The following is a 26,798-nucleotide window of genomic DNA, read 5'->3' on the forward strand; positions in this document are numbered from 1 at the left end:
AGATGAATACCAATTGGCTGGAGCAGTTTCCAGACCTTCACGCTTTGCCGCAGACGAAGAATGGCGGGGCGCGCCGTCGATCTGCGGTCTGATGAAAGCGCTTTATTCTCAGCAGCACAAGGAGTTCACCAATGACTACCGCAACTACTGCAGCACCCACGATTGCCGAGTATTCTCCGCAACAACGCGCCTTCGCTGTGGTGCGCATCCTTTTTGGATGCGTCTGGCTGATCAACGCCGCCCTGCAGCTCAGTCCCGCATACCGTGCGCATTTTTTGGATACCTTCAGTGCTGACTGGGTCAGCGGGCAATCCGCTTGGGTTATGGCCTACGGACATTGGATGGCATCCGTGGTTGCCAGTATTGGCCCGAACCTGGTCGCCTGGATCACCATCGTGCTCGACGCAATTCTGGCCGTCAGCCTGATCACCGGACTGTTGCTACCCTTCCTGGCTTACGTCGGGGTGTTCTACAACCTCTGGCTGTGGAGCACCGTCGGCGGCTTTGGCGGCCCCTACACCCAAGGCGCCACAGATCCGGGCACTGCCATCATCTATGCGCTGGTTTTTGTGTTTGTCATCGCCAGTCGCTCCTGGGACTGCTGGAGTCTGTCTGGCACACGCCCTGGGCGTCTTTCCCCGGCAGCCATGCACACCGCACGCATACTTTTTGGTCTGCTCTGGGCCTTCGATGCCTTCTGGAAGTGGCAGCCATTTTTCCTGCACAACGCCGTCAGCTACCTGCAGCAGGCCCTTCCCGGTGAGCCGGCATGGATTGCCGCTTATATCACCTTTTTCATCCATATCATCAACGCCGTGGGTCCTTTTCTCTTCGGCGTTTTCGCCGCGCTGGTGGAAAGCGTGATCGCCCTATTTCTGTTGGTGGGTGGCAAGCAGCTGCGCTGGATCATTCCCGTCGGCATCGCCTACAGCTTTGGCGTCTGGACCACCGCCGAGGGTTGGGGTGCACCCTATGCGCCGGGAAGCACTGCCAACAAAGGCGATGTCCTTGGCACCACCAACATCTATATCTTCGCGTTTTTGTTTCTGGCGGCGTGGGTCTATTTCCGGCCACATAAGCCTAACCGATGAACGGCGCGGAAGGCTGATACCGATATCGGTGGAGTTGCAAACAGACTGACCGGTCGGTACCATTCTCTGCAGTTGATCCAGCTGAGGAGCAAGTATGACGGACCTATTCTCTCCCCTGACGTTGGGCGCCATCGAACTTGACAATCGAATATGGATGGCTCCCCTCACTCGCTGCCGTGCCGAAGGCGAACACGTGCCCACACCGCTCATGGCCGAATACTATGCCCAACGGGCGAGCGCTGGCCTGATCATCGCCGAAGCGACCATGATTTTGCCCGGGAATTCGGCGTTCTGGCACGAACCGGGCATCTATTCCGCTGAGCAGATCGCCGGCTGGCGCAAAGTGACCGATGCCGTGCACCAGGCCGGTGGAAAAATTGCCTTGCAAATCTGGCATGGTGGGCGTGCCTGCCATCCCGATCTCAACCATGGCGCGATCCCGGTAGCACCGAGTGCCATCGCCATTGCCAATGAAGAGGTCTACACGCCCAAGGGGAAACAGGGCTATACCCTGCCACGCGCGCTATCGGACGACGAAATCCCAGCCATCATCGCAGGCTTTGCGCAGGCGGCCCGCAATGCCAGAACGGCCGGATTCGACATGGTCGAAGTCCATGCGGCCAACGGCTACCTGATCGATGAATTCCTGCGCGACGGGAGCAACCATCGTGAGGGGCCTTACGGGGGCAGTCGGGAAAACCGCGCCCGCTTCCTTTTCGAGGTTCTGGACGCTGTAAGTACAGCCATAGGGGCGAACCGCGTCGGCGTGCGTCTGTCACCACTCAACAGTTTCAATGACATGAAGGATAGCGATCCTGTGGGACTCTCTGCCTGGCTGGCGACTTCCCTCAATGAACGGAACCTCGCCTATCTCCACCTCATGCGTGCCGATTTTTACGGGAAGCAGACGGGCGATGTGCTGACTCCTGTGCGTCAACACTATCGCGGCACGCTCGTGGTCAACATGGGATATACTCCAGAGGAGGCACAGAGGACCATAGCCGAGGGCAAAGCGGACGCCGTGGCTTTCGGCACTGCCTTTCTCGCCAATCCCGATTTACCCGCGCGTATTCGCCGCGGCGCCCCGCTCAACCAGCCCAACCCCAACACCTTTTATACCCCAGGACCGGAAGGCTACACCGATTATCCAACCCTGGCCGGCTGAATCAGCGGGGACTTTCTGCGGCCAACAATCGCTGTAGCTGCGCGATGCTGCCCCGCGGCAAGGGTTTCCCATCGCGCGCCGAAGCCGGGCTGCGGCGGTCTTCGTCCAGAGCGAAGACCACCAGGCGCAGGGGCACACCTTCAAGCTCCAACAAAAAAGTGGGGTAATCCACGGCGCTGGCGTCGCCAAAGCGCAGGCGCTGCCAACCCTCTTCGTAGTCGACTTGGGCATCGAGAAGGAAAAACACCACACTTTCCGGGGCATCGGCAAACAGATGCAGGGTAATTTTGCTATTCTCCGTCGCATCCCCCTCCCAGACCGGTCCCACCAGGCGCGGTTGAAACGCCTGCAGCCACTCCATCGCATGCAGGGCGATTTCCCGCAAATGGCGCAAGACCTGGGGCTGGGTGTCCGCATGGAAGAGCTGCAATCGCGCCTGCAGCTCACTGTGGATCTCGATGTTGCTCGGCCAGTGTTGCTGGGCATGGACGCCCAGCCGGCGTGCGGCCTTCTCCTTGGCGCTGCGAAAATCGCCCACGGCTTCGTCCACCATGATGCGAGCCGCCTCCACTGCCAATAACTGACGCAAGCGTTGTGGGGACTTAGCCATTTTTCGACTCCGTCGTTGTCCGGGAGGGCCCTAGGGGATAAGATAACGCAGACGCGAGGATGGCGGAATTGGTAGACGCACTGGATTTAGGTTCCAGCGCCGCAAGGCGTGGGAGTTCGAGTCTCCCTCTTCGCACCACATTGATGATCGAGGGACGCAGCGAGAATGTCAGCAGAAGCGCAGGAAATCGACGACAGCCCTTATTGCTGTTGCTCGGCGGCCACTTTTCAGGAAATCCTCGAGCGCCAGCGCGCCCAACCCCTACCCTTCATGGAACTGCTGATGGTGCATGCGGGCTGTGGTTCCGGCTGTGGTAGCTGCATCGAAGAGCTGGAGCAGTACCTGCGGGCGCACGACGCCTACATCGAAGATTGACGTTCTCCTGCCGCTTTCGCCCTCCATTCTGGCTCCCCAACGGCGATTTCGAAACCATCTGGGCGCCGTTTTTTTCCCGCAGGGCGTCTATACCCCTGCGTCGCGAAATCTGGACGACACCAGATCAAGATCGCATTGCCGTCGACTGGGTGGATGGCCAGGGCGACAGCCCGGTGCTGGTCCTCTTTCACGGCCTCGGCAGTAGCAGTCGAGGACACTATGCCCTGTCCATCGGTGCCGCGTTGCAGCGCTTCGGCTGGACGGGCTGTTTCATCAATTTTCGGGGTTGCGGCGGCATCGATAATCTCCTCCCACGCGCCTATCACGCCGGTGATAGCGCGGAAATTGCTTGGATCGTCGAGCGGCTGCAGGCGTTGCAGCGCCCGCTTTACGCCGTCGGCGTGTCTCTCGGCGGCAATGCCCTGCTCAAATATCTCGGTGCCGGACACCCTCAGCGCCTGACGGCGGCGGCTGCAGTCTGTGCCCCGGTCGATCTGGTGGCCACGGCCGCCCATATCGCTGCTCACCCCCTCTATGAGCAGTATTTTGTCCGCACCCTGAAACGACAGATGGGACGCTATGCCCAGCGATTTCCCGACCTGGTGGATTGGCAGGCCGTGCACCGCAGCAAGAGTCTACGGGCATTTGACGATGCCTTCACCGCGCCGGTCCATGGCTTTCGCGATGCCATGAGCTACTGGCAGCAGGGCTCTGCCGGACCGGGTCTTGCACAGGTACGCACGCGCACGCTGTTGATCAATAGTCGCAATGATCCTATCGTACCTCTGGATGCCGTTGCGAAATGGCCACGCAGTCCTGCCGTGCATCGCTGTTTCACCCAGCGCGGTGGCCATGTTGCCTACGTGCAAGGCAGATTTCCCGGAGATACCGACTGGCTTCCGGAGCAAATCCTGCGTTTTTTTCAGGGAGAGAATCCAGATGCAGAAGCATAGTCATGTCATCGCGCCGCGTTTGCGCATACTGCTGGCCGAGGCCATCGCCATTGGTCCCGGCAAGGCCGAACTTTTGCACCGCATCGAGGAAAAGGGCTCGATCTCGGCTGCGGCACGCGCCATGAACATGAGCTATCGCCGCGCCTGGCTACTGGTCGACACCATGAATCGCTCCTTCGTTGCTCCCCTGGTGGGTACGGCAACGGGCGGCACGCGCGGTGGCGGCGCCTTTCTCACCGATCTGGGCAAAGCAGTCCTGGCCCACTATGAGGCAATGGAAAAGAAGGCCAGTGAGGTGTTGCGAGAGGACATTGATCAGTTCCGCCAGTGGTTGCGCCCCGACGGCCCCCTTCCCCCAAGCCACGGAACCCCCGAGTGAAAGACCTGCTCCGCGAAATTCTCTGCAGTCGGGTCTACGACGTCGCCCGTGAGACGCCACTCGAAGCTGCGCCCAAAATGAGCGCCCGCCTCGGGCGGGAGGTCCTATTCAAACGCGAAGATCTGCAGCCGGTATTCAGCTTCAAACTACGCGGGGCCTACAACCGGATTGCACAGTTGTCCAACGAGGAACGCCAGCGGGGCGTAATTGCGGCGAGTGCCGGCAATCATGCCCAGGGGGTCGCCCGCAGCGCCCAGTTCCTCGGCATTCGCGCTTGCATCGTCATGCCGCGCACCACCCCGGAGATCAAGGTCCGCGCCGTGCAGACCCTGGGTGCTGAGGTCATTCTGCACGGCGACAGCTATTCCGACGCGCAGGCCTACTGTCAGCAGCTCATCGTCGAAACCGGCATGGTCTTCATCCACCCCTTCGACGACCCCCTGGTGATTGCCGGTCAGGGTACCGTCGGGGCGGAACTGCTCCGTCAACGCGGAAATGCCCTCGATGCGGTATTCGTACCCGTGGGGGGTGGCGGTCTGATCGCTGGCGTGGCCGCTTACCTGAAAAGTATCGTGCCGGAGATCCGCATCATCGGTGTCGAACCCTTCGAGGCCGACGCCATGTATCGGTCCCTGCAGGCTGGCGAGCGGATTGAATTGGAACAGGTCGGGATCTTCGCCGATGGTGTCGCCGTGCGCAAGGTAGGCGAACATACCTTCGCCCTTTGCCGTCAGTACGTCGATCAGATCGTGCGCGTCAGCAATGACGAAATCTGCGCCGCCATCAAAGATGTCTTCGACGAGACCCGTACGGTGATGGAGCCGGCCGGCGCCCTGGCGGTTGCCGGACTGAAGCGTCTGGCGCTAGAAGGACCCGCACCGGCCGGGCGGGGGGCGTGGGTGGCCATCCTCTCCGGCGCAAACATGAACTTCGACCGACTGCGTTTCATCGCCGAGCGCGCCGAAATCGGGGAAGCGCGCGAAGCCCTCTTTGCCGTTACCATTCCCGAACGTCCCGGGGCCTTCCAGGCCTTCTGTGCTGCCATTGGCGGACAGCGCGTCATCACCGAATTCAACTACCGCTTGCATCATCGCGACGAGGCGCAGATCTTTGTCGGCGTTGCCGTACGCGACCGCAGCGACGCCGAGACCCTGCTGCAGGGATTGCGCGATACGGGACATACCGCGCTGGACCTCAGCGACGACGAGATGGCCAAGCTACACATTCGTCATATGGTTGGCGGCCACGCGGTGCAGGCCCGTAACGAGCGCATTTTTCGTTTTGAATTTCCCGAGCGCCCCGGCGCCCTCATGGAATTTCTCGACAAGGTCGGCGGGCGCTGGAACATCAGCCTGTTCCATTACCGCAACAATGGCGTCGATTTCGACCGCGTACTGGCAGGATTTGAAGTGCCGATCGAAGATTCCGCAGCCTTCCGGGAAATGCTCGATCGTCTCGGCCTGCCCTACGCCGAAGAGACCAACAATCCCGCCTATCGATTCTTTCTCGGACAGGGCGGAGAACAGACCCCGCGTCTACGCCTCGCGGGCGAACATCAGCCGTAGCGACTCGCCAATTCCACTAGCCAGGCCCAACCAACGCTTGGCGAGGTCCGGATCAAGATGGTCGAGCATCGTCTCCTGAAAGAGCTGTAACCAGTCGTCTACCAAGGCATTGGTCACCCCGACAGGAGCGTGCTTATCGCCCAGGGCATAGCGAAAATCCTGGTAGGGCAAGCCCCCCATCACCGTCCACCAGTAATGCGTGAGACGTTCCTTATGCAGGGTCCAGTCGCCAACAATGGCGAAGGGCTCCGCCAGAGTGGGATGGTGCTGAATACGGTTGTAGAAATCGTCCACCACGGCGCGAATGGTCGGCAGACCGATTTTTTGGCAGAGCGGTTCGAGCTTGCGCTTAGCAGGCAGAACCGGCAATTCGTCAGCCATAGCGGCCTCCTCTCTGTATCCGAAGGGTGCCATGATACGCCGCCGAAGAACGGCAACCAACTCCTATCCCTGTAGCAGCATTTGCGTATAGCGCCGTACCCACGACTGCGCCTCCCGCAAGCGGTAGGTCATGATCCAGGACGGATGCGGCAGGTGAGAGACCCGCACGCTCCCATCTGGAAAAAGCCGTTGCACCGCGGCCTCCACCTCTCGCCCCAAGGCAATGATACGTTTCGGCTGAATCTGCGCCATCTCGGCCAAAAATCGCGCCTCAACCACCCGCTGCGCGGCTACTGGAAGCTCTGGATAATTGCAGTTTTTTCCGTCGCGCAGAAAGCCCACCGCGGCAACATTGCTGACATAGAACGCACGGTAGAACTTCCCAACGCCTATGTTCTGTACCACCCGATGGAAGAAGTTGGCCGAGGGCTCGGTATCGTTGCGCGGCAAAGGCGTATCTGGCAACAAATTTGCCAGACTGCGGAAATCAAGGAAAGGGATACCCGTCAACCCGGCCCCCAAACGCCCGGGATTGAGGCCCAGGATCACCGTCTGGGGTAAGGGCTCGGGAAGGTACTGGTGGATAAACTGCTCGGCATAGGGTCGATACTCCAAAAAATCCTGCAGGATCGTGATGCCGTATTCCTGCAACAGATCGCTGAATGCCTCATCCTGCAAATATTGGTCTTGGGCGGAAAAAAGAGGGTTCTGCATCGGGAACACGCCTTTGTTGATCAGCCGATCATAATCCTACATTGGCATTCCCAGGGCAATCGCCAGCAGCGAACCCTCCAGTCCAATCCCCTCGGCGCGGCGTAGGTCGGCGTTCGCTCAGAACGGGGCCGACACGCCGCCCCATACGCTATTTTTTCTGCATCTCCTTCGCCATATCGGCCACCTTCATGAGCAAGGTGGAATCCGGGGTTTGGGGCAAATGTGGGAGTGTCACTTGCGGAAATTTGCCGGTCAAACCGTTCAAGAAGGCCACGATCTGCTTGGTCTGGGTATCCGTCAGAGTTTTGCCCAATTCGCAGGCGGCCATGACTCGGACAGCTTCTTGCAGACTGGGGACCGTGCCGTAGTTGAAATAGGGTGCAGTAAGGGCAACGTTACGCAAGCCCGGCACTCGGAACCGTTCCTTATCGGCGTCCTTATGTGTCACGTTGTACCGTCCCAGATCACCATGCAGGTGATATTTCTGCACATATTTCGCACAGGCGGCATTCTGCGGCTGAGCCGGAAACTTTTGGTAGAAACCCTGTCCCATGGGAAGCCCCGGGTTGTCGAACATAGGTCCTGCGTGGCAGGTGCCGCAGCCCACCGAGTTGAATAACTTCAGTCCCTCTTGAGCCGTCACGTGTAGCGCCTTTTTGTCGCCGTTCACAAAGCGATCATAGGGGCTATCCGGAGTCACGAGTGTACGCTCAAAACTGGCGATCGCCTCGGCCGCATGGTCAAAGGTGATCGGTTCCTTGCCACCAAAAACCTGCGCGAATTGCGCATGATACCCCGGAATCTTGCGCAAGACGTCGACCACCGCTTGCGCGTTTGGCATACCCATCTCCACCGGATTGAGAATGGGTCCTTTCGCCTGCTCCTCCAAACTGCTGGCCCGCCCATCCCAAAACTGGACCGTATTGAAGGCGGCGTTATATACCGTAGGCGTGTTACGCGGGACATCGACACGTCCGAATACGCCAAAGGACAAAGGAAGATTATCGCTGCCGTTACTTTGCACCATGTGGCAGCTGTTGCAGGACACGGTTCCAGAAAGAGAAATTCGGGGATCGAAATACAGCTGCTTGCCAAGCTCTATTTTGGCAGGAGTCATGGGGTTGTTGGCAGGGACTGGCACCGTGGCGGGAAACGCCCCGTCGGCGATCGCTAGGGGCGCAGCCAAAAGACCGGCACCAGCGAAAAGTAACGTCTGCCAGCTTCGCCATGAAGTCCGGATAAAGAAATAGGTATCCATAAAAACGCTCCCTTTTGAGATTTTAGGACTTCAGTATAGAAATTCGTGACATCACCCACAAGCGGCAGTTCCGCCTTACCTCACTGGGCATCTTTGGAACGATGGTGCTACCCTTAGGGTAATCGGCTGAGTCGGAGAAAAAATGCGCAGCAATGTTCTGGGAGAGGACTTGGCGTCCTGCAGCGAAAATCCCCGCACCGGTTTCCGTCGCGACGGCTTTTGCAGCGGTGGCCCAAATGATCTGGGCTCGCATACGGTTTGTGCGGTCATGACTGAAGCCTTTCTACGCTATACCTTGGAACGCGGCAACGACCTCATCACCCCGCATCCGGAGTGGGACTTTCCCGGCCTGCGTCCCGGAGATCGCTGGTGCCTCTGTGCTGCGCGCTGGGAGGAGGCGCGCCAGGCAGGCGTGGCGCCGCCGGTCATTCTTGCCGCCTGTGACAAGCTCTGTCTGGAAGTCATTCACCGCGAGGATCTTTTCGCCCACGCGTTCCAGTAAGTCTGCTCCCGGCCAGCCGCAGGCACGCCAGCAATCTGCCCACTTGATTCTCCTTCCTTTCCTTCTACAATGTTCATGTGCTGGTCATGAACAGACAGGAGTAGACCATGGCAACTGCAAGCGAACGTATCCCGGTCCTGGTTACCCCGCAGGAAAAGGCTCTGATTTCCAAGATGGCCCACGATGCCCACATGTCGATGGGAGAGCTCCTCCGCCGGGCCGCCGCCTCTTTCCGTCCGCACGAAGAGGATGAGATTTTGGAGGGGATGATTGGCCAGATACGGAAGACCACTGCCCAGGCCAACGCCGCCGTCGATGAGGCATTAGCCTTTGTCGAGGCCTCCGAACAGCGGATCGCCGCCATGGAATCCGAACGAGTCCGCTGATGGCGATTGCCGACAAGATGTGGGATGCCCTGAGCACCGTCATCAAGATGAATGACCGGGTGGAGAGTTTGGCTGGCACGGTCAAAAAGCAACAGGAAAAAATCGAGAATCTCACCGAACGGGTTATTCGCCTGGAAACGGCCTTGGCAATCGCCTTATCGAACCCGTCGCGCCCCCGCAGCGTATCCCGTCTGAAACACGAGGAGTGATAAGGTCGCCAAAACGGAGCCTTCTTTCGGGGATGTCGGCAACCCTATGTCAGACCGAAGGATACGGGCCATGCAAAAAATCGAAAGAATGTCCCGGGCAGGTACCAAGTGGGTTTGGCGGAGAGGGTGGGATTCGAACCCACGGTACCCTTTTGGAGTACACAGCATTTCCAGTGCTGCACCTTCGGCCGCTCGGTCACCTCTCCGTAGGGGCAGGAGTGTAGCCTAGTTGCCAGGTACAAGCAATCAAGGTCAGAAAGCCAGGATCTCGCGCTTCTGGCCCTTGGGCAGACTGCCAATGATGCTTTGAATGCGTGTCAGGATTCCAGAACGGTCGTTGGTGAAACGAATGCCGATGGCCGGCGGGTGACCTTCACGATTTTCCTTCGGCATGACCCAGATCACCTTGCCTTGCAGTGGGGTACGCTGGCCATTATCGGGCAACGTGATCATCAGTAGCACGTCAGTCCCCATGGGCAGCAGGTTTTGGGTCTCAACCAATATCCCTCCACCCCGTACCTGCGGCAAAAAATAGCGCTGGACTGACTCGGCGTCGCGCAGCACCACCGAAAGCGCACGGGCATTGGAATCCAAGGTACTCATTCTTCTCTTTCTCCCCAAAACCAGCGCCAGAGCAGGCGCTCAAGACGCATTGGCATCTGCAGATTCTGGCGCAGATCGACGACGAGACGCAACCAAGCCTGACACTCTTGCCACAACTGTGCTGGCGACCAACTTGCCGCCCGCGTCGACAGCGCTCGCGCCCCCAAAGGGGCTTCCAGACCTAGTTGTAGTCGAAAAATTTGCGCATACAATCCCAACATCAAGTCTCGCAGCAATAAGACCCGTTCTTCATCCTTGCTCCACTGCTCCACCAGTGCCCATAACAACTCGAGTCGCGGTGTATCGCTGAGCAATTGCGCCTGTGCCGCTTGCAGCTCGGGCCACAAGCCGCTATTGACGAGCTCCAGGGCCCACGCTGGACGATCGGCATAGCGCTGGGCAAGGGTGTCCACATCAGCACCATCCACCCCTTGTGCACGAAGATAACGAGCACAGGCGTAAGCTTCGCATGGAGGTGACTCGAGGCGCTGGCAGCGTGAACGAATGGTCGGCAAGAGACGCACCGGTGCGGCGCTCAGCAGCAGTATACGAGCCCGTTGCGGGGGTTCCTCTAGGCCTTTGAGCAGGGCGTTGGCAGCTGCCACACTCATCTTTTCCGCATCCACGATCCGGAGCACGCGCAAGGACCCAGACTGAGGAGTGTAGGCAAGAATCTCCAGGCCTTCACGAATCGGCTCGATCCCCAGCGTCTTACCATGACTTGCTTGCAGATTCAGGTAGTCTGGATGATTTCCCGCATCCAGCAACCGACAGGAAGGGCAAGTACCGCAAGCCTCCGCACCAGGCCGGTGACAAAGCCAGAGACGCACCAGTCGTTCTGACCAGGCAGCTGCGAGGCTATCCGACGCCGCCTCGAGCAGCAGGGATTGCGGAAGCGCCCGGGCACGATCCGCAGCCAGCCAAGCTGGTGGAGTACAATCGGAAAGTAAAACGTCATTCATCTCGCAGACTGCGCACGGGTATCCTCGCCAACAAGGCCTGCCGCAGCTGCTCTTGGACCTGTGGCAGGGGCTGACTGGCGTCGATGCGGCAAAAACGCTCTGGCACCTCCGTGGCCCGCCGCGCAAAAGCGGCTTGCGCCCGGCGGAAGAAATCGATGTTTTCTCGTTCCATGCGGTCAGGGCGACGATCACGAATACGCTCGGCCGCCATCTGTGGGTCGATGTCGAGCCAAAAGGTCAGGTCAGGCTGGCGCGTGATTCCGGCCCAGCGCGAGAGCTCTTCGATACGCTCGAGAGCCACGCCACGCCCGCCTCCCTGATAGGCGATGGTGGAGTCCTCGTAGCGATCGCACAGCAAAACCCTGCCCGCTGCCAACGCTGGCAGAATACGGCCACGTAGGTGATTGCGCCGTCCGGCATAGAGCAGCAGCAGCTCCTCCTCCGCATCCAGTTGCAGGTCAGAATTGAGAAAGATGGCCCGCAGGGCTTCTCCCAGTGGCCCACCACCCGGTTCGCGACTGCGCTCCACGGTATAGCCGAGTGCCTCGATCTGCTCGGCAAGGAAAGGTAGGACGGTACTCTTGCCAGCCCCTTCTATCCCCTCCAGGGTGATGAAAAAACCCGATTCGTCAGCCATTCTTGATACCCGCTTGAAGGTAGCGCTGGATCTGCCGCTGATGTTCCGCAAACCCTGCAGAATAGTGATATTCGTTGCCCTTGGCGATGAAGTAAAGATCATCACCCGCTGCCGGATGCAAAACCGCCTCCAGGGCCTGCTGCGACGGCATGGCGATAGGGCCCGGCGGCAGGCCGCTGTGCAGATAGGTATTGTACGGGCTTTGCACCTGCATCTGCGCTGGCTGGAGATGACCATCGTAGGCCTTGCCCAGAGCATAGATCACCGTGGGGTCGGATTGCAGAGGCATCCCTATCCGCAATCGATTGATAAAGACCGCAGCGATACGTTTTTGCTGAGCTAACGGAGCGCCTTCGCGCTGCACGATGGAGGCGAGAATCAGCGCTTCATAAGGACTGTTCAACGGCAGCTTGGGCGCGCGCTGCATCCACAACTTTTGCAAGGTCTGCTGCATGGCCTGAGCGGCTTGACGAAGCAGCATCACTGGCGCTTCACCAGGGACGTAGCGATAACTCTGTGGCAGCAGACACCCCTCGGCATTCTCTCGTGCGGCGGCCATCGGCCCCAGCAATCTGGGCAATTGCCCTGCCGTGGGAATTCCCTTCGGGCCCAGATAGGGCGCGTGCTGAAGTTGTTGCAGAACCTGCGCCAGAGTCATCCCTGGTACAATGGTAAAATCCAGGGGTTGCGACCGCCCTGCTCGCAAGGTCTCGAGCACCTCGGCCATACTCACCCGGCCCCGAAATACATAGAGGCCGGCGTGTAGGGGCGGGCGTCCATCCACTTGCCAGAGGAGTCGAAACAAAATTGGGCTCGGCAACAAACCCATGTTATGCAGCTCCTGGATGCTGGCATCGACGCTCGCCCCGAGCCGGATGGGTACCTCCGTCCCCTGTGCTGGCAACACGATGGGGCGGTAGAGGTCCCATAGCGCCCAGCCGAGCAGCGCAGCAATCGCGCCGAGCAGCAGCAACGTCAGGCGTAGCAACCAGGATCTCACGCTTCCTCCGGGAACAATCCCAAACCACGATGCCAAGTAGCTAGACGCTGCGCCAAGCTACCCGCGGCGCCGGGAAGGCTGCGGTCTTGCCATCGTTGAACCGGCCAGAACCCAATCAGACTATTACAAAAGAGGATCTCTTCTGCCTCTGCCAGCGCGCTCGGCGTTGTCCGTACGATCTGCACCGTGAGTCCCCAGCCCTCCGCCTGGCGCAGAATTGCACCAAGCTGAACTCCGCGGATTCCGCCATCATGCAGATCCGGGGTATAAAGCGTCTCCCCGCGACGCCAGAGGACGTTGCTCTGAATACCCTCGCGCAGGCATCCCTGCTGGTCGCAGAGCACTGCCTCCTGCCAACCTTCGGGCAAGGCGCGACGTGCCATAATCTGATTGAGGCGGTTCAAGGATTTCAGCGCCAAATAGGACGCACCGCATTGCAGAGGGACCGTGGATAAACCCGCGCGGACGCCATCGCGCCAATACGCTGTCGGGCGTGCGGGCCAGTCCTGCACGAGGAAGACGATCTGCCCCGCACTTTCCTTGGGAGTGACATAGCCTTGACCATCCCGACGAAACAACAGGATCTTCAGCACCAAACGCCGAGAGGTCGCAATATCGGGGTATCTCTTCTGCAGGTCCTGCCAATGGGCCAGCAGTATGGCAGCGTCCGGAACGGCAATTCCCAAAACGGCGGCGCCGTGGCGCAGCCGATGCAGGTGCTCCTGCCAAAATAAGGGCTCGGAGGAAATTACCGCAATGGTTTCGAAGAGTCCATCGCCATACTGTGCGGCACGTGCGAACGGGAACGAGGTTACGGGGTCCTGAAAGACGCCATCGACACTGCAGGCGAGGACCGTCACAGGTCCTCAGTCGTGGAACTTGCGGAATACGAGAGTGCTGTTGGTACCACCAAAACCGAAGGAATTACTCAACGCGACCTCGATAGACTGCCGCCGGGCCACGTTGGCCACATAATCCAGATCACAACCCTCCCCCGGCTGTTCCAGATTGATGGTGGGCGGCAGGATGCCGTCGTGGATCGCCAGCGTAGTGAAGACCGCTTCGACCCCGCCGGCAGCGCCGAGAAGGTGTCCGGTCATGGACTTGGTCGAACTCATTGCGAGCCTCTTCGCGTGCTCGCCAAATACCGCTTTGACCGCTTCGGTTTCGGCCAAATCACCCAACGGCGTCGAAGTACCGTGGGCGTTGATGTAGTCCACGGCATCCACCGGCAAACCGGCATTCCGCAAGGCTACCTGCATGCAGCGCGCGGCACCCTCTCCGCCGCTGGCGGGTTGCGTCATGTGATAGGCATCGGCGCTCATGCCGTAGCCAACAAGTTCTGCATAGATCTTTGCACCGCGCCGTTGCGCGAATTCAAGTTCTTCCAGAACCAGGATACCGGCACCCTCGGCGAGGACAAAACCATCGCGCCCCTCGTCCCAGGGGCGACTCGCCTTCTCCGGGTCTTCATTTCGGGTCGACAACGCCCGGGCAGCAGAAAATCCTCCCAATCCCAAGGGGCTGATGGCAGCCTCCGCACCACCGGCGATCATTACATCGGCATCGCCGTATTCAATGAGCCGCGCCGCATCGCCGATAGAGTGCGTTGCCGTCGAGCAGGCAGTCGCCATGGCAATGTTTGGGCCCTTCGCCCCATACAGTATCGATACATGACCAGACACCATATTGACGATACAACGCGGAATGAAGAACGGGGAAATGCGCCGCGGCCCGCTCTCAGTCACGACGGAATGCTCGGACTCAATGCCTGGTAGGCCACCAATACCACTGCCAATGGAAACACCTACGCGCTCAGCAATTTCCGGGGTAATCTTGAGCCCCGAGTCTTCCATTGCCTCCATGCTGGCGGCGAGACCGTAATGGATGAACAACTCCATCTTGCGCGCTTCTTTGACGGGCAAATACTGGCCGACATCGAAGCCTTTCACTTCGCCGGCGATCTGTGAGGCGTAGGACTCCGGATCAATGCGCGTAACCCGGGCAATACCACTGCGGCCGCGGACGATGCTATCCCAAGAGGCGGCGACACCGATCCCGACCGGAGAGACGATCCCCAGACCGGTAACCACGACACGTCTTTTCAACGCAGGCACTCCAAAAGGTACGGAGAAATGATCTCAGGCATCCTGCTTGGGCAAATGCGCACTGACGTAGTCGATAGCCTGCTGCACCGTGGAAATTTTTTCGGCTTCTTCGTCGGGAATTTCGCAGTCGAATTCTTCCTCGAGAGCCATCACCAACTCGACGTTGTCGAGGGAATCGGCGCCCAAATCGTCAGCAAACGACGCTTCGTTGGTGACCTCATCCTCATTCACACCCAGTTGCTCGACGACCACTTTCTTTACACGTGCTGCGATATCATCCATGGGAGAGACTCCTCAGTTGGTAAAAATTATTTTCGGCAGAATTGGACCACAGCTGGCGCCGTCCTGTAAAGGAAAAAGGCATCATCCCATCCACAATCCGCCATTCACCTGCAGGGTTTCGCCGGTGATATAGGCAGCTTGTGCAGAGGCGAGGAAGGCGACGGCAGCCGCCACATCCGCCCCGCTACCCAGGCGGCCAGCGGGAATCTGCTGTAACAGATGTTCACGCTGTGCCTCGTTCAAGGCGGCGGTCATATCGGTGGCGATGAACCCCGGGGCGACACAATTGACGGTGACCCCGCGCGCAGCGACCTCGCGCGCCAGGGCGCGGCTGAAACCCATGACGCCGGCCTTGGCGGCAGCATAATTGCTCTGTCCAGCGTTGCCCATCATCCCCACCACCGAAGTGATGCTGATGATGCGCCCGTACTGCGCCTTGATCATGTCGCGCACACAGAGGCGACTGAGGCGATAGACGGCGCGCAGATTGGTTTGCAGCACCCGGTCCCAGTCCTCGTCCTTCATACGCAACAACAACTGATCGCGGGTGATTCCCGCATTGTTCACGAGGACGCTGGGGCTTCCCAGCTCGGCCCGGATCTGCGCCAACGTGGCATCCATGGCAGCGTCGTCAGTCACATCGAGAACGTAGCCTCGTCCCTGCTCCCCCAACGTATCGCTGAGAGCCGCTGCCCCGGCTGCACTGGTCGCGGTAGCAGCCACCCGGGCACCAAGGTTGCGGAATTCTTCGACCAACGCAGCACCAATACCGCGACTGCCACCGGTAATCAGCACCAATTGCCCGGCCAATGCGTTGCTCATCAGAGATCCTCCAGCGCCGTGACGAAACTCTTTTCGTCATCGAGAGACAACATGCGCAGACTGGGCTCAATGCGCTTGCCCAACCCGGACAGGACTTTACCCGGGCCCATCTCGACGAAAGTAGTGGCCCCTTGTCGGGCCAGGAAGCGAATACTTTCGGTCCAGCGCACCGGGGAAAAGATCTGCCGGCGCAAGGCCTCACGAATGGCCGCCGGCTCGCGATGCGTTTGCGCGTCCACATTGTGCACTAGCAGCGCATTGGGACTACGGAATTCCACGTTGGCAAGGTCAAGCGCAAATTCCTCGGCCGCCTCGGTCATCAGAGAACAGTGGCTGGGGACACTCACGGGCAAGAGCACGACTTTTTTGGCCCCGGCATCCTTGGCCCGCTCGCTGAGCCGCTCGACGGCAGCGCGTTGTCCTGCCACAACGATCTGCCCCGGCGCATTGAGGTTTGCAAGCTCCAGGACCTGACCCTGCGCCTCCCGCTGACAAAGGGCGCGCAGATCCTCTTCGCTGATGCCGAGAACCGCGGCCATCGCCCCTTCGCCCTCAGGCACGGCGTTTTGCATGAGTTCTCCGCGGCGTGCAACCAGCCGAAGGGCGCTGGCAAAATCCAAGCTGCCGGCGACCACCAACGCGGTATATTCGCCCAAGGAGTGGCCGGCAACGAAGTCGGGACTGGACCCGCCCTCCTCCTCCCAAGCACGGAACATGGCATAGCCCGCGGTGAGCATCAGCGGTTGCGTCCAGCGGGTCTGGTTCAGCTCCTCGAGCGGACCTTCCTGCGCCAACTGCCAAAGATCGCGATGCAACAGATCAGAGGCCTCGGCAAAAATCTCTCGCAGCACCGGGCGCCCGGCACTGATAGCGGCGAGCATGCCGATGGATTGCGATCCTTGACCCGGAAAAACAAAGGCAATCGAACCCTGCACTGTACTCTCCTTGCTACGAATGTGGTGGCCGTACGCTCAGGTCCAGCGTAGCAGCGCCGAGCCCCAGGTAAAACCTCCGCCAAAAGCCTCCAGCAGCAGTAGCTGCCCTCGGCGGAAACAATTGCGCTGCACTGCATAGTCCAGGGCCAGAGGTACCGAGGCCGCCGACACATTGCCGTGCTCGCCCACCGTTATCACCACCCGCTCCATGGGCAAGGCCAGTTTTTCTGCGGTGGCTTGGATGATACGGATATTGGCTTGGTGCGGTACCAGCCAGTCAATATCGCTCCCCTGCAAGCCATTGGCTGCCAAGGTTTCCTGCACAATTTCGCCCAGCGTGCGCACGGCCATGCGAAATACCGCATTGCCCTGCATGGTCAAGTGGGTCTCCGCTTGCGGGACCTGTAAAAGCTCGGCATAGCGCCCATCGGCATGCAGGTGGGTGGAAAGAATGCCGGGCTGTTGCGCCACACTGAGAATCACGGCACCCGCCCCATCACCAAAAAGGATGCAGGTGCTGCGATCCTGCCAGTCGACGATGCGCGACATGGTTTCCACGCCAATGACCAGCGCCGTTTTCGCGGCACCGCTGCGCAGAAACTGGTCGGCGGTGGCCAAGGCATAAATGAAACCCGTACAGACCGCCTGGACGTCGAAAGCAGCCGCCCCTTGGTTGCCCAGGCGGGCCTGCACCAGACAGGCGGTGCTCGGAAAGATCTGGTCCGGCGTGGTCGTGGCGACGATGATCAGGTCGATGTCCGTGGCCTGCAACCCGGCAGCAGCAAGGGCACGCTCGGCGGCACGGGTGGCCATGTCCGTACTGCCCTGCCCTTCCGCTGCCAGATGTCGCGAATGAATCCCGGTGCGCGCGACAATCCATTCATCACTCGTGTCCACCCAAGTGCTGAGCTCGTGGTTGTCGAGCACCCTTTCCGGCAGATAAGAACCGGTGGCAATCAACTGGCTGTAATTAGACATCAGGCGCTGTTGCGAATCACTTGCGCCAAATCGTCTTGCACCACTTTGGCGATCTCTAGGGTGAGGCGGTGGCGGGCCTCGGCGATAGCCACTTCCACGGCTCGGGCAAAGGCCAGACGATCGGCGTTGCCATGACTCTTGATGATGATGCCATTCAGACCAAGCAAAGTCGCACCGTTGTATTGCCGCGAATCGAGCCGGCGTCGCAATTTTTGCAGGATGGGTCGATTGATGAGGTAGGCCATGCGCCCATAGAGTCCCTGCGTGTAACTGGCGCGGAGTTCTTGCCGCACCATGGCTGCCAAGCCTTCCGAGGTCTTGAGGAAGACATTACCGACGAAACCATCGCAAACCAGAACATCACAACCGTCTTGGTATACCTGGGATCCTTCCACGTTACCAATGAAGTGCAGATGACTCTGCCGCAGCAAAGCACTGGCGGCCTTCACCAGCTCGTTCCCCTTGATTTCTTCCGAGCCGATGTTGAGCAGCCCGACCCGGGGCCTTTGCGTTCCCGTCACCTGCGCGAAAAGAATGGATCCCATCACCGCAAACTGCAGCAGATGCTCCGGGTGGCAGTCCACATTTGCTCCCAGATCGAGAACCAGCACCCGACCCTTCCGGGTGGGCAGAAAGGCAGCAATTGCCGGACGGTCAATTCCAGGGATGGTGCGCAGGAAGACCTTGCCCATCGCCATGAGCGCACCGGTGTTACCCGCGCTGACGACGGCATCGACCTGCCCCTCGCGCAGCAGACCGATCGCCACATGCATGGATGAATCACGCTTGCTGCGTAATGCCTGGGAGGGCGCGTCGTCCATCCCGACGACCTGGCTGGCATGCCGAATCTGCACCTGTGCCGTGTCCCTGAGACGACTGCGCTGCAGTTCCCGGCGGAGAGTCGTTTCATCGCCAACCAGATGAAACTGCACGTCCGGATAGTCCTTCACCAGGCCGGCAAGGGCGAGCAGAACCGTGCGCGGTCCTGAGTCGCCACTCATGGCATCAACGGCAATCTGCGGCAATTGAGTTAAGACCGGAGAATTCGTTCAGGCGTCTACGGACTTGCGCACCATCTCGCGCCCTTTGTAGTGACCACACTCTGGGCAGACGTGGTGGGGCAACTTGCTCGCTCCGCAGTGATCGCAGGTCGACCGGTTGCTTGCCGTCAAGAAATCGTGGGCGCGGCGCATGTCGCGCTTGGACTTGGAGGTTTTACTCTGGGGAACTGCCATGATCTCGATTCTCCATCAACAAACTACTGATTCGCATCGAGGCTTGGCACCTCGATTCCAGACACCGGACAAATGCCGGATGACCATTCCATACAACGCGGCAGGAGTGGCAGCGCCAATAACGCCTCCTCCTCCAGCCAATCCTGTACCGCCAACTTTCCCTCCGCAGCCATCACCAGCTCGCGCTCAGCATCAATGGCTGCCAGGGCCGCTTCCGTGTCTGCCACACCCACTCGCACGTGCTGGCGGATGTCGCAAGACATGCCACCCAAGCAGCGCTCACAGCGCAAGCGCCCCTGCAATCGCAGCTCTCCGTCGACCAGCAGCACCCGACCGCGCCGTTGCAAACGCAGATCCACGCGCACCGAATCGAGCTGCTGCACTGCTTGCAGCAAGCGCTCCCAACGGGCAAAATCCGGCTCTCCAAACAACTGATCCCCCGCCTCGGAAATTCGGGAAATCAGCAAGGTAGAAACGTGCGCCGCAATCATGAGGGCGGCATATTACCGAGGCTCAACGCTGGAGTAAAGCAGTTTTCCACCCACGACTCAATTGTGTTGGGGCTTTCCCAGGGTTTGACCCGATCGGGCAGGGTTATTTAGAATGCTTTGGGTACATGGGAGGCATCCGCCCTCCCATTTTTTGCATCTTCAATTCTGGCAACCTGGGGTGGGATTTGGACGCAGTCCTGGCATTGGCCGATGGGCGTATCTTTCATGGCGCGGGATTCGGCGCTACTGGCTTGCGCGCGGGCGAGGTCTGCTTCAATACGGCGATGACCGGATATCAGGAGATCCTGACCGATCCGTCTTATCGCGGGCAGATCATCACGCTGACCTATCCTCATATCGGCAATGTCGGCATCAATGCGGAGGACGCCGAAGGCCGGGAGATCTTTTGCGCCGGCCTCCTGCTGCGCACCTTGCCGCGGGCGGCGAGCAACTGGCGGGCGCAAGAAGAACTCGACACCTATCTGCGTCGTCATGGCATTCCCGGCATGGCGGAATTCGATACCCGCGCCCTGACCCGTCATTTGCGCGAACACGGCGCTCAGAATGGGGCCCTTGCCGTCGGGATCGATTTGGACGTCGAGGCCGTCTTGGCGGCGGCGCGCGCCTTCCCGGGCCTCGAAGGGGCCGATCTGATTGCCGAGGTGACCACGGGCGAGCGGCAGGAGTGGACACGTCAAAGCCCTAGTCCCAAGAACGATTATGTCAGCCAGGATGCAGCGCAGACGAGCCACCATGTAGCGGTGGTCGATTTTGGTGCCAAACGGAATATTTTGCGCCTCCTCGCCGATCGCGGCTGCCGCGTGACCTTGTTGCCGCCGCAGAGCAGTAGTGCCGAAATCCTTGACGTCGGTGCTGATGGCGTCCTGTTCAGTAATGGTCCCGGCGATCCTGCAGCCCTTTCCCAGGCGCAGCGCACGATGTTGGCGGTCGTAGAGGCGGGCGTCCCCACCTTCGGTCTGTGTCTCGGCCATCAGTTGCTCGGGCTCGCCCTGGGGGGCAAGACGCAGAAGATGAAATTTGGGCACCATGGCGCCAACCATCCGGTCCGCGATCTGCGCAGTGGTCGCGTCCTGATCACCAGCCAGAACCATGGCTTTGCGGTGGCGGCAGAGACGTTGCCCGATAGCGTCGAGATCACGCACGTATCTCTTTTTGATGGCAGTCTGCAAGGGATGCGTCACCGCCAGCTTCCGGCCTTCTCTTTCCAGGGGCATCCGGAAGCCGGCCCCGGTCCCCACGATGCCAGCATCATCTTCGATGAGTTTGTTGCCAGTTTTGCCGTAAGGAAAAGTCATGCCCCGGCGTGAGGATCTGCAAAGCGTACTGATCATCGGCGCTGGCCCCATTGTCATTGGTCAGGCCTGCGAATTCGATTATTCCGGCGTCCAGGCCTGCAAGGCCCTGCGCGAAGAAGGCTGCCGGGTGATTCTGGTCAATTCCAACCCAGCCACCATCATGACCGACCCGCAAACGGCGGATGCCGTCTACATCGAGCCGGTGGAATGGGAGACGGTGGCGCGCATCATCGAGCGCGAACGCCCCGACGCTCTACTGCCGACCATGGGTGGACAGACGGCGCTCAATTGTGCCCTCGATTTACACCGCGAAGGGGTCCTCGATCGCTTTGGCGTACAGTTGATCGGCGCCAGCATCTCCGCCATTCGCGAGGCCGAGGATCGCGGCCTTTTCAAAAAGGCCATGGAGGAAATCGGCCTGGAGGTTGCGCGCTCCGCCTTTGCGCATCAGCTGGATGAGGCCCGGGAGATCGCCGACGGCATTGGCTACCCGGTCATCATTCGTCCATCCTTCACCCTTGGCGGCACCGGCGGCGGTGTAGCCTACAACCGCGAGGAGTTTGAGGAAATCGCAGTGCGCGGCCTCGAAGCCAGTCCCACACATGAAATTCTCATCGAAGAATCGGTGATCGGTTGGAAAGAGTTCGAGATGGAGGTGGTGCGCGATCGCGCCGACAACTGCATCATCATCTGTTCCATCGAAAACATCGACCCGATGGGCGTACACACCGGCGATTCGATCACCGTAGCCCCAGCGCAGACCCTTACCGATCGCGAATACCAGACCATGCGCGACGCCTCGATTGCCGTGCTGCGGCGCATTGGCGTCGATACCGGCGGCTCCAACGTGCAGTTTGCCGTCAATCCGCACAATGGTCGGATGCTGGTTATCGAAATGAACCCCCGGGTTTCGCGTTCTTCCGCCCTGGCATCGAAGGCAACCGGCTTTCCGATTGCCAAGGTGGCTGCCAAACTGGCCCTCGGGTACACCCTCGACGAATTGCGCAACGACATCACCCAGGCTACGCCGGCCAGCTTCGAGCCCAGCATCGACTATGTGGTGACCAAGATCCCCCGCTTTGCCTTCGAGAAATTCCCCGAGGCCGATCCTCACTTGACCACCCAGATGAAGTCGGTCGGGGAAGTCATGGCTATGGGACGCAGTTTCCAGGAGTCGCTGCAAAAGGCTTTGCGCGGCCTGGAAACCGGGATGGACGGGCTGAATGAGCTGGATACCAAGCACTGGAGCACGGCACAGATCGAGCAAGCCCTGCGCAACCCGGGGGCCGAACGCCTCTGGCAGGTGGCAGACGCCTTCCGCCTCGGCTGGAAGCTCTCGCGGGTTCAGGAACTGACGCAGATCGATCCCTGGTTCCTCGAGCAGATCGCCGAGCTGGTGAGCATGGAAAATGGTCTGCGCGGGCGTGCCCTGGCAAGCCTGGACAAAGCAGAGCTACGGCATCTGAAGCGACTGGGCTTTTCCGATCGACGACTGGCGCAGCTCCTTGGCTGCCGCGAAGCGGCCCTGCGCGAACATCGTCACAAGCTGGGCATCCGTCCCGTGTACAAACGGGTGGATACCTGTGCGGCCGAGTTTCATTCGCCCACCCCCTATCTCTACTCCACCTATGAGGACGAGTGCGAGGCGCAGCCGACCGAGCGCAAGAAGATCATGATCCTGGGAGGGGGACCCAATCGCATCGGCCAAGGGATCGAGTTCGACTACTGTTGCGTGCATGCAGCCATGGCCATGCGCGAGGATGGCTATGAAACAATCATGGTCAACTGCAACCCCGAGACTGTCTCCACCGATTACGATACCTCTGATCGCCTCTACTTCGAGCCGCTCACCCTGGAAGATGTGCTGGAGATCGTGCAGATCGAAAAACCTGAAGGGGTCATCGTCCAGTTTGGCGGCCAGACCCCACTCAAGCTCGCCAATGATCTCTCGGCGGCCGGCGTGCCGATCATTGGTACCAGCCCCGATTCCATCGATCTTGCAGAGGACCGCGAACGCTTTCAGCAACTGTTGCAGCGTTTACGGCTCCGTCAGCCGGAAAATGCCATTGCCCGCAGCAGCAGCGAGGCCCTTACCCATGCGCGCGCTCTCGGTTATCCCTTGGTCGTACGGCCTTCGTATGTGCTCGGCGGTCGCGCCATGCGCATCGTCTATGCCGAGGACGATCTGGAACGCTACATGCAAGAGGCCGTGCGTGTATCCGAGGATCAGCCGGTGCTGCTCGATCGCTTTCTCAACAATGCCCTGGAAGTCGACATCGATGCCGTTGCCGATGGGGAACGCGTACTGGTGGCCGGCATCATGGAGCATATCGAGCAGGCGGGCGTGCATAGCGGCGACTCTGCCTGTTGCCTGCCGCCCTACTCGCTGGCAAATACCATACAAAGCCAATTACGGCAGCAGACCGAAGCACTGGGCAAGGCCCTGGGTGTGGTCGGTCTGATGAACTGCCAATTTGCCGTACAGGGATCGGATATCTACGTGCTGGAGGTCAATCCCCGTGCCTCGCGCACGGTACCCTTCGTTTCCAAAGCGGCGGGTATCCCTTTGGCCAAGATTGCGGCGCGCTGCATGGCCGGCCGCACCCTGGCTCAGCAGGGAGTGGAAGAAATCACCCTTGGGCAGCACTTCAGTGTCAAGGAAGCGGTCTTTCCCTTCCTCAAATTCCCCGGCGTAGACGTACTTCTCGGCCCGGAGATGAAGTCCACCGGCGAGGTGATGGGGATTGGGAGCAGCTTTGGTGAGGCCTTTCTCAAGGCGCAAATCGCCGCCGGCGAACACCTCCCGCGGCAGGGTACGGTGTTTTTGAGCGTGCGCGACGCCGATAAGGAGGGCATCATTCCCGTCGCCCGCGAATTACACCGCCTCGGCTTCTTTCTGCTCGCCACCCGGGGTACTGCCCAACATTTGCAACGCGCTGGTCTTAGTGTCGCTGCGGTCAACAAGGTGACCGAGGGGCGTCCACACATCGTCGATGCGATCAAAAACGGTAAGGTGCAGATCATCATCAATACGGTCGATGAGCGTCAATCGGTGCGCGATTCCTTCAGCATTCGCCGCGCTGCCCTGCAGATGGGCCTCACCTACTACACCACTCTGGCTGGCGCCACAGCCGGTACCGCCGCTCTTGCTGTCCTGCTCAGCCAGGAGCGCAGCGTCATTTGTTTACAGGATCTGGCCAGCCAGTCCCCTTCCCGGAGGTAAGCTATCATGAGTGACAAGATTCCGATGACCGTCGTCGGCGCCGAGCGCTTGCGCGAAGAGTTGCAGAGACTCAAAAGCAAGGATCGCCCGGCGGTGATCGAGGCCATTGCCGAGGCACGCGCCAAAGGAGATCTCTCGGAAAACGCCGAATACGATGCAGCCAAAGAACAGCAGGGCTTCATCGAAGGGCGCATTCGTGAAATCGAGGACTTCATCGCGCGTGCGCAAATCATCGATCCCAAATCGCTCAATGCTGGCGACCGCATCGTATTTGGTGCAACGGTCGAGCTCGAGGATCAGGATGGTCAAGCCATCACTTACCAGATCGTCGGCGATGCCGAGGCCGATATCAAGGAGAACAAAATCTCCATCAGCTCTCCCGTCGCTCGCGCCCTGATCGGTAAACACGAGGGAGACAGTATCGAGGTCAACGCTCCCGGCGGTACCCGCGAGTATAGCATCCTCTCGGTCCGGTATATCTAATCAGTAGTGCGGAAACGCTCTGCTGGCCACCCACGGGAAGCGAGTCCATGCTCCATTATTTCTATCTGTTTCTGCTGGCCGCCTTGCAAGGGGTGACCGAGCTTTTCCCGATCTCCAGCCTCGGTCACAGCATCCTCGTCCCCGCCCTGTTCCACTGGCCCATCAACCGTGATGCTTCGTGGTTTTTGCCCTTCATCGTTGTATTGCACTTGGGCACACTGGCGGCCCTGCTGAGCTTTTTCTGGCGTGATTGGCTCGAACTGATCGGCGCCTTTCTGCGTGACCGGGGGCGTCCGCGCAGTGCCGACACCCGACTTCTCTGGCTCTTGATCCTGGCGAGTATACCCGCGGGTCTGCTCGGCCTTGCCCTTGCCCATCGGATCAAAGACCTTTTTGGCGGTTACAGTTTTGCCGCAGTCGCTCTAATGGTGAATGGCGTCCTACTGATCTGGGGAGATCGACTACGTGCCCGGGAGCCCAGCCATACCCTGGAGAAGCTCAGTTGGCCACGCGCCCTGATCATTGGCTTTGCCCAGTCGCTAGCCCTGATCCCTGGTTTTTCCCGCTCGGGCGCAACACTGGTAGCCGGGATTGGCGTGGGCCTGGACTATGCCAATTCCGCCCGTTTCTCCTTTCTTTTGGCCACCCCCATCATCGGCGCAGCTGGCTTGCTCGAAGTGCCCAAACTCGTCCATCAGCATCTCAGTCACGGGCTTTATGGTGTGATTATTGTGTCCGGGGTGATTTCCGCGGTATTCGCCTGGCTTTCCGTTTGGTTTTTGATGCGCTATTTTCATCAACACGAGGTCAAGGCGCTACGGCCATTTGGTATCTATTGCATTCTCTTTGGCGCAATTGCCCTGATCATTGGCAATGGCGGCTTGTAAATAGCGTCCAGAACCAGAGCACCATCAAGGGCGTTCTTCAGCGGCCATCAATTTGTTCATCGCCCCCGCAGCATATGCGCTCTGCAACGCCAAAGCGAGGCCCACGGCAGTGAGAATGTAAAAAACACCCTGAACACCAATCCAGCCCAAGCCCCAACCACCGACCACACCGCCGGTAAAAATGCCCAAAAACTGCATGAGGGAATACACACCACTGGCAGCACCACGCTGTTCCGGGGTGGTAGAGCGACTCATCATCGAAGGCAAAATAGCGGAAGCGATGTTATAGCCGGCGAAGAAAATGATGGCAGCAATGCCTACCGCCCAGAAATTGCCCGCAAATATCCCCATGAGCAATGCGCCGATGGCAATGACGATCCCGCTAACGGTCAAAACTCGCCGGTGCTCTTTGTTTTTTTCGGCATAAATCACCGGATACAACATAAAGACGATCCCGCCGAACATGACAGGCAGGTAGACCTCCCAGATTGCCCCCTGCGTCAATTGCGTGGCCCGCAACAACTCCGGTGACAGAACGACGAAACTGGCACCCAAGACCATCTGCAAAATGAAGATGCCGACACTCGCGGCCTGTACCGCGGGATGGGAGAAAATGCGCAGGGCATCACGAAACGAACCCATGCGCCGCTGCCGCCCTTCGGGAATAGTGGGAATGACTCCGTATAAAGGTATGAAGGCGAGGACTCCCAGCACGGCAGCCCCCCAGAAGACACCGGACAAGCCGGAGAAGCCATAAATGAGGGGCCCTAGGGCCATGCCGAGGACGTAGGCAATGGAGATACTACCGCCGATGGCAGCCATCGCCTTGGTGCGATGGGCATCATCAGTAAGATCGCCAGCAGTTGCGAGCAGGACCGAGGAGACTGCGCCCGCCCCTTGCAGAACACGAGCGAGGATAACTCCCCAGATGCTGTCGGTAACCGCACCGAGTACCGAGCCGGCAATGAAGAGCAGCAATCCAAACACCAAAACCGGCTTGCGCCCAAGGCGATCCGAGGCGCTACCGAAAGGAAACTGGAGCAGCGCCTGGGCAAGTCCATAGACACCCACAGCGAGCCCGAGCAAAAAAGGCGTGCTGTCGCGCATCGAATGACTGTCCAGGGCAAGCACGGGCATCAGCATGAAAAGCCCAAGCATACGGGTCATATAGATGAAACTGAGACCAAAAACCGCTTTCTTTTCTTGCCCGGTCATGGGCGGACCCGCATGCCGCTGGCGCCGCCCCTT

The 26,798-nt window shown here is 59.6% G+C and carries 31 protein-coding genes and 2 tRNA genes; 14 read left to right on the forward strand and 19 right to left on the reverse strand.

Going from position 1 to position 26,798, the window contains the following annotated elements; translation table 11 throughout:
- Positions 1-131: 131 nt before the first annotated feature.
- Both ORD17_RS00835 and ORD17_RS00840 read left to right on the forward strand, forming a co-directional pair.
- On the forward strand, positions 132-1,091 hold the full coding sequence (locus tag ORD17_RS00835) for a hypothetical protein (protein ID WP_308389036.1): 960 nt from the start codon (positions 132-134) through the stop codon (positions 1,089-1,091).
- Positions 1,092-1,185: 94 nt separating this feature from the next.
- Positions 1,186-2,256, forward strand: a complete 1,071-nt coding sequence (locus ORD17_RS00840; RefSeq protein WP_308389037.1) for an alkene reductase — start codon at positions 1,186-1,188, stop codon at positions 2,254-2,256.
- A 1-nt stretch (position 2,257) separates the two neighbouring features.
- On the opposite strand, the gene ORD17_RS00845 is transcribed toward ORD17_RS00840, so the two are convergent.
- The gene (locus tag ORD17_RS00845; protein WP_308389038.1) at positions 2,258-2,866 is read right to left on the reverse strand and encodes a nucleotidyltransferase; all 609 of its coding nucleotides are present in this window, start codon (positions 2,864-2,866) and stop codon (positions 2,258-2,260) included.
- Between the two features lie 53 nt (positions 2,867-2,919).
- Between ORD17_RS00845 and ORD17_RS00850 the strand changes: the two genes are divergently transcribed.
- The 5 genes from ORD17_RS00850 to ilvA all read left to right on the forward strand — a co-directional run bounded on the left by ORD17_RS00850 (position 2,920) and on the right by ilvA (position 6,138).
- Positions 2,920-3,004, forward strand: a tRNA-Leu gene (locus ORD17_RS00850).
- 27 nt (positions 3,005-3,031) lie between these two features.
- Positions 3,032-3,241, forward strand: coding sequence for a (2Fe-2S)-binding protein (locus tag ORD17_RS00855; RefSeq protein ID WP_308389039.1), 210 nt, complete (start codon positions 3,032-3,034; stop codon positions 3,239-3,241).
- Positions 3,238-4,194, forward strand: a complete 957-nt coding sequence (locus ORD17_RS00860; protein WP_308389040.1) for an alpha/beta fold hydrolase — start codon at positions 3,238-3,240, stop codon at positions 4,192-4,194. Before ORD17_RS00855 ends, ORD17_RS00860 begins: the two co-directional genes overlap by 4 nt.
- A complete protein-coding gene (locus tag ORD17_RS00865; RefSeq protein WP_308389041.1) occupies positions 4,181-4,573 on the forward strand; it encodes a LysR family transcriptional regulator in 393 nt (130 codons plus the stop codon). Before ORD17_RS00860 ends, ORD17_RS00865 begins: the two co-directional genes overlap by 14 nt.
- Entirely contained in the window at positions 4,570-6,138 is a 1,569-nt protein-coding gene (gene ilvA / locus ORD17_RS00870; RefSeq protein WP_308389042.1) for a threonine ammonia-lyase, biosynthetic, read from the forward strand. Before ORD17_RS00865 ends, ilvA begins: the two co-directional genes overlap by 4 nt.
- Here the strand turns inward: ilvA and ORD17_RS00875 are convergent.
- The 3 genes from ORD17_RS00875 to ORD17_RS00885 all read right to left on the reverse strand — a co-directional run bounded on the left by ORD17_RS00875 (position 6,109) and on the right by ORD17_RS00885 (position 8,491).
- On the reverse strand, positions 6,109-6,519 hold the full coding sequence (locus ORD17_RS00875; protein WP_308389043.1) for a group III truncated hemoglobin: 411 nt from the start codon (positions 6,517-6,519) through the stop codon (positions 6,109-6,111). The two genes, ilvA and ORD17_RS00875, sit on opposite strands and share 30 nt — an antisense overlap.
- A 63-nt stretch (positions 6,520-6,582) precedes the next feature.
- A complete protein-coding gene (locus ORD17_RS00880; RefSeq protein ID WP_308389044.1) occupies positions 6,583-7,233 on the reverse strand; it encodes a uracil-DNA glycosylase family protein in 651 nt (216 codons plus the stop codon).
- Positions 7,234-7,381: 148 nt separating this feature from the next.
- Positions 7,382-8,491, reverse strand: a complete 1,110-nt coding sequence (locus ORD17_RS00885; protein ID WP_308389045.1) for a cytochrome-c peroxidase — start codon at positions 8,489-8,491, stop codon at positions 7,382-7,384.
- Between the two features lie 142 nt (positions 8,492-8,633).
- Between ORD17_RS00885 and ORD17_RS00890 the strand changes: the two genes are divergently transcribed.
- The 3 genes from ORD17_RS00890 (at position 8,634) to ORD17_RS00900 (ending at position 9,588) form a co-directional block, all read left to right on the forward strand.
- On the forward strand, positions 8,634-8,993 hold the full coding sequence (locus ORD17_RS00890) for a DUF2237 domain-containing protein (protein WP_308389046.1): 360 nt from the start codon (positions 8,634-8,636) through the stop codon (positions 8,991-8,993).
- A gap of 107 nt (positions 8,994-9,100) precedes the next feature.
- Positions 9,101-9,379, forward strand: coding sequence for a hypothetical protein (locus ORD17_RS00895; RefSeq protein WP_308389047.1), 279 nt, complete (start codon positions 9,101-9,103; stop codon positions 9,377-9,379).
- Positions 9,379-9,588, forward strand: coding sequence for a hypothetical protein (locus ORD17_RS00900; protein ID WP_308389048.1), 210 nt, complete (start codon positions 9,379-9,381; stop codon positions 9,586-9,588). The genes ORD17_RS00895 and ORD17_RS00900 overlap by 1 nt, the downstream gene beginning before the upstream one ends.
- A gap of 115 nt (positions 9,589-9,703) precedes the next feature.
- Here ORD17_RS00900 and ORD17_RS00905 read toward each other — a convergent pair.
- The 14 genes from ORD17_RS00905 to ORD17_RS00970 form a co-directional block, all read right to left on the reverse strand.
- Positions 9,704-9,794, reverse strand: a tRNA-Ser gene (locus tag ORD17_RS00905).
- Positions 9,795-9,840: 46 nt separating this feature from the next.
- Positions 9,841-10,191, reverse strand: a complete 351-nt coding sequence (locus ORD17_RS00910; protein ID WP_308389049.1) for a PilZ domain-containing protein — start codon at positions 10,189-10,191, stop codon at positions 9,841-9,843.
- On the reverse strand, positions 10,188-11,153 hold the full coding sequence (locus ORD17_RS00915; RefSeq protein WP_308389050.1) for a DNA polymerase III subunit delta': 966 nt from the start codon (positions 11,151-11,153) through the stop codon (positions 10,188-10,190). The genes ORD17_RS00910 and ORD17_RS00915 overlap by 4 nt, the downstream gene beginning before the upstream one ends.
- Positions 11,146-11,790 (reverse strand): dTMP kinase, encoded by a 645-nt coding sequence (gene tmk / locus ORD17_RS00920; RefSeq protein WP_308389051.1) that lies wholly within the window; start codon positions 11,788-11,790, stop codon positions 11,146-11,148. The genes ORD17_RS00915 and tmk overlap by 8 nt, the downstream gene beginning before the upstream one ends.
- Positions 11,783-12,790, reverse strand: coding sequence for an endolytic transglycosylase MltG (gene mltG, locus ORD17_RS00925; protein ID WP_308389052.1), 1,008 nt, complete (start codon positions 12,788-12,790; stop codon positions 11,783-11,785). Before mltG ends, tmk begins: the two co-directional genes overlap by 8 nt.
- Positions 12,787-13,650 (reverse strand): aminodeoxychorismate lyase, encoded by an 864-nt coding sequence (pabC, locus tag ORD17_RS00930; RefSeq protein WP_308389053.1) that lies wholly within the window; start codon positions 13,648-13,650, stop codon positions 12,787-12,789. Before pabC ends, mltG begins: the two co-directional genes overlap by 4 nt.
- A 6-nt stretch (positions 13,651-13,656) precedes the next feature.
- Positions 13,657-14,898 carry a beta-ketoacyl-ACP synthase II gene (fabF, locus tag ORD17_RS00935; protein ID WP_308389054.1) on the reverse strand — a complete coding sequence of 414 codons (1,242 nt, stop codon included), beginning with the start codon at positions 14,896-14,898 and terminating at the stop codon, positions 13,657-13,659.
- Between the two features lie 33 nt (positions 14,899-14,931).
- Entirely contained in the window at positions 14,932-15,180 is a 249-nt protein-coding gene (acpP, locus tag ORD17_RS00940; RefSeq protein ID WP_215873220.1) for an acyl carrier protein, read from the reverse strand.
- An 81-nt stretch (positions 15,181-15,261) separates the two neighbouring features.
- Entirely contained in the window at positions 15,262-16,002 is a 741-nt protein-coding gene (fabG, locus tag ORD17_RS00945; RefSeq protein ID WP_308389055.1) for a 3-oxoacyl-ACP reductase FabG, read from the reverse strand.
- Complete coding sequence (gene fabD / locus ORD17_RS00950; protein ID WP_308389056.1) at positions 16,002-16,937, reverse strand: ACP S-malonyltransferase; 936 nt, start codon at positions 16,935-16,937, stop codon at positions 16,002-16,004. The genes fabG and fabD overlap by 1 nt, the downstream gene beginning before the upstream one ends.
- A 36-nt stretch (positions 16,938-16,973) precedes the next feature.
- Positions 16,974-17,915: a beta-ketoacyl-ACP synthase III gene (locus ORD17_RS00955; RefSeq protein ID WP_308389057.1), complete on the reverse strand. Its 942-nt coding sequence runs from the start codon at positions 17,913-17,915 to the stop codon at positions 16,974-16,976.
- A complete protein-coding gene (plsX, locus tag ORD17_RS00960) occupies positions 17,915-18,940 on the reverse strand; it encodes a phosphate acyltransferase PlsX (RefSeq protein WP_308389058.1) in 1,026 nt (341 codons plus the stop codon). Before plsX ends, ORD17_RS00955 begins: the two co-directional genes overlap by 1 nt.
- 24 nt (positions 18,941-18,964) lie before the next feature.
- The gene (gene rpmF / locus ORD17_RS00965; protein ID WP_308389059.1) at positions 18,965-19,150 is read right to left on the reverse strand and encodes a 50S ribosomal protein L32; all 186 of its coding nucleotides are present in this window, start codon (positions 19,148-19,150) and stop codon (positions 18,965-18,967) included.
- A gap of 23 nt (positions 19,151-19,173) precedes the next feature.
- Positions 19,174-19,641 (reverse strand): YceD family protein, encoded by a 468-nt coding sequence (locus ORD17_RS00970; protein WP_308389060.1) that lies wholly within the window; start codon positions 19,639-19,641, stop codon positions 19,174-19,176.
- Between the two features lie 185 nt (positions 19,642-19,826).
- Between ORD17_RS00970 and carA the strand changes: the two genes are divergently transcribed.
- Genes carA through ORD17_RS00990 form a run of 4 tightly spaced genes read left to right on the forward strand, consistent with a single transcriptional unit; the run spans position 19,827 to position 25,550 of the window.
- Positions 19,827-20,969 carry a glutamine-hydrolyzing carbamoyl-phosphate synthase small subunit gene (gene carA, locus ORD17_RS00975; protein WP_308389061.1) on the forward strand — a complete coding sequence of 381 codons (1,143 nt, stop codon included), beginning with the start codon at positions 19,827-19,829 and terminating at the stop codon, positions 20,967-20,969.
- Positions 20,956-24,180 (forward strand): carbamoyl-phosphate synthase large subunit, encoded by a 3,225-nt coding sequence (carB, locus tag ORD17_RS00980; protein WP_308389062.1) that lies wholly within the window; start codon positions 20,956-20,958, stop codon positions 24,178-24,180. Before carA ends, carB begins: the two co-directional genes overlap by 14 nt.
- A 6-nt stretch (positions 24,181-24,186) precedes the next feature.
- The gene (greA, locus tag ORD17_RS00985) at positions 24,187-24,663 is read left to right on the forward strand and encodes a transcription elongation factor GreA (RefSeq protein ID WP_308389063.1); all 477 of its coding nucleotides are present in this window, start codon (positions 24,187-24,189) and stop codon (positions 24,661-24,663) included.
- 47 nt (positions 24,664-24,710) lie between these two features.
- Complete coding sequence (locus ORD17_RS00990; RefSeq protein ID WP_308389064.1) at positions 24,711-25,550, forward strand: undecaprenyl-diphosphate phosphatase; 840 nt, start codon at positions 24,711-24,713, stop codon at positions 25,548-25,550.
- A gap of 24 nt (positions 25,551-25,574) precedes the next feature.
- On the opposite strand, the gene ORD17_RS00995 is transcribed toward ORD17_RS00990, so the two are convergent.
- A complete protein-coding gene (locus ORD17_RS00995) occupies positions 25,575-26,765 on the reverse strand; it encodes an MFS transporter (RefSeq protein ID WP_308390114.1) in 1,191 nt (396 codons plus the stop codon).
- Between the last annotated feature and the right edge of the window lie 33 nt (positions 26,766-26,798).

Source organism: Acidithiobacillus sp. AMEEHan (assembly GCF_030996345.1).
Lineage (GTDB): Bacteria > Pseudomonadota > Gammaproteobacteria > Acidithiobacillales > Acidithiobacillaceae > Igneacidithiobacillus.

What these genes read in the sequence shown, in the direction of transcription:
- ORD17_RS00835 (WP_308389036.1), top strand. Translation starts at nt 132, where the DNA reads ATGACTACCGCAACTACTGCAGCACCCACGATTGCCGAGTATTCTCCG.
- ORD17_RS00840 (WP_308389037.1), top strand. Translation starts at nt 1,186, where the DNA reads ATGACGGACCTATTCTCTCCCCTGACGTTGGGCGCCATCGAACTTGAC.
- ORD17_RS00845 (WP_308389038.1), bottom strand. Translation starts at nt 2,866, where the DNA reads ATGGCTAAGTCCCCACAACGCTTGCGTCAGTTATTGGCAGTGGAGGCG.
- ORD17_RS00855 (WP_308389039.1), top strand. Translation starts at nt 3,032, where the DNA reads ATGTCAGCAGAAGCGCAGGAAATCGACGACAGCCCTTATTGCTGTTGC.
- ORD17_RS00865 (WP_308389041.1), top strand. Translation starts at nt 4,181, where the DNA reads ATGCAGAAGCATAGTCATGTCATCGCGCCGCGTTTGCGCATACTGCTG.
- ORD17_RS00875 (WP_308389043.1), bottom strand. Translation starts at nt 6,519, where the DNA reads ATGGCTGACGAATTGCCGGTTCTGCCTGCTAAGCGCAAGCTCGAACCG.
- ORD17_RS00880 (WP_308389044.1), bottom strand. Translation starts at nt 7,233, where the DNA reads ATGCAGAACCCTCTTTTTTCCGCCCAAGACCAATATTTGCAGGATGAG.
- ORD17_RS00885 (WP_308389045.1), bottom strand. Translation starts at nt 8,491, where the DNA reads ATGGATACCTATTTCTTTATCCGGACTTCATGGCGAAGCTGGCAGACG.
- ORD17_RS00890 (WP_308389046.1), top strand. Translation starts at nt 8,634, where the DNA reads ATGCGCAGCAATGTTCTGGGAGAGGACTTGGCGTCCTGCAGCGAAAAT.
- ORD17_RS00895 (WP_308389047.1), top strand. Translation starts at nt 9,101, where the DNA reads ATGGCAACTGCAAGCGAACGTATCCCGGTCCTGGTTACCCCGCAGGAA.
- ORD17_RS00900 (WP_308389048.1), top strand. Translation starts at nt 9,379, where the DNA reads ATGGCGATTGCCGACAAGATGTGGGATGCCCTGAGCACCGTCATCAAG.
- ORD17_RS00910 (WP_308389049.1), bottom strand. Translation starts at nt 10,191, where the DNA reads ATGAGTACCTTGGATTCCAATGCCCGTGCGCTTTCGGTGGTGCTGCGC.
- ORD17_RS00915 (WP_308389050.1), bottom strand. Translation starts at nt 11,153, where the DNA reads ATGAATGACGTTTTACTTTCCGATTGTACTCCACCAGCTTGGCTGGCT.
- tmk (WP_308389051.1), bottom strand. Translation starts at nt 11,790, where the DNA reads ATGGCTGACGAATCGGGTTTTTTCATCACCCTGGAGGGGATAGAAGGG.
- acpP (WP_215873220.1), bottom strand. Translation starts at nt 15,180, where the DNA reads ATGGATGATATCGCAGCACGTGTAAAGAAAGTGGTCGTCGAGCAACTG.
- fabG (WP_308389055.1), bottom strand. Translation starts at nt 16,002, where the DNA reads ATGAGCAACGCATTGGCCGGGCAATTGGTGCTGATTACCGGTGGCAGT.
- ORD17_RS00955 (WP_308389057.1), bottom strand. Translation starts at nt 17,915, where the DNA reads ATGTCTAATTACAGCCAGTTGATTGCCACCGGTTCTTATCTGCCGGAA.
- rpmF (WP_308389059.1), bottom strand. Translation starts at nt 19,150, where the DNA reads ATGGCAGTTCCCCAGAGTAAAACCTCCAAGTCCAAGCGCGACATGCGC.
- ORD17_RS00970 (WP_308389060.1), bottom strand. Translation starts at nt 19,641, where the DNA reads ATGATTGCGGCGCACGTTTCTACCTTGCTGATTTCCCGAATTTCCGAG.
- carB (WP_308389062.1), top strand. Translation starts at nt 20,956, where the DNA reads ATGCCCCGGCGTGAGGATCTGCAAAGCGTACTGATCATCGGCGCTGGC.
- greA (WP_308389063.1), top strand. Translation starts at nt 24,187, where the DNA reads ATGAGTGACAAGATTCCGATGACCGTCGTCGGCGCCGAGCGCTTGCGC.
- ORD17_RS00990 (WP_308389064.1), top strand. Translation starts at nt 24,711, where the DNA reads ATGCTCCATTATTTCTATCTGTTTCTGCTGGCCGCCTTGCAAGGGGTG.
- ORD17_RS00995 (WP_308390114.1), bottom strand. Translation starts at nt 26,765, where the DNA reads ATGACCGGGCAAGAAAAGAAAGCGGTTTTTGGTCTCAGTTTCATCTAT.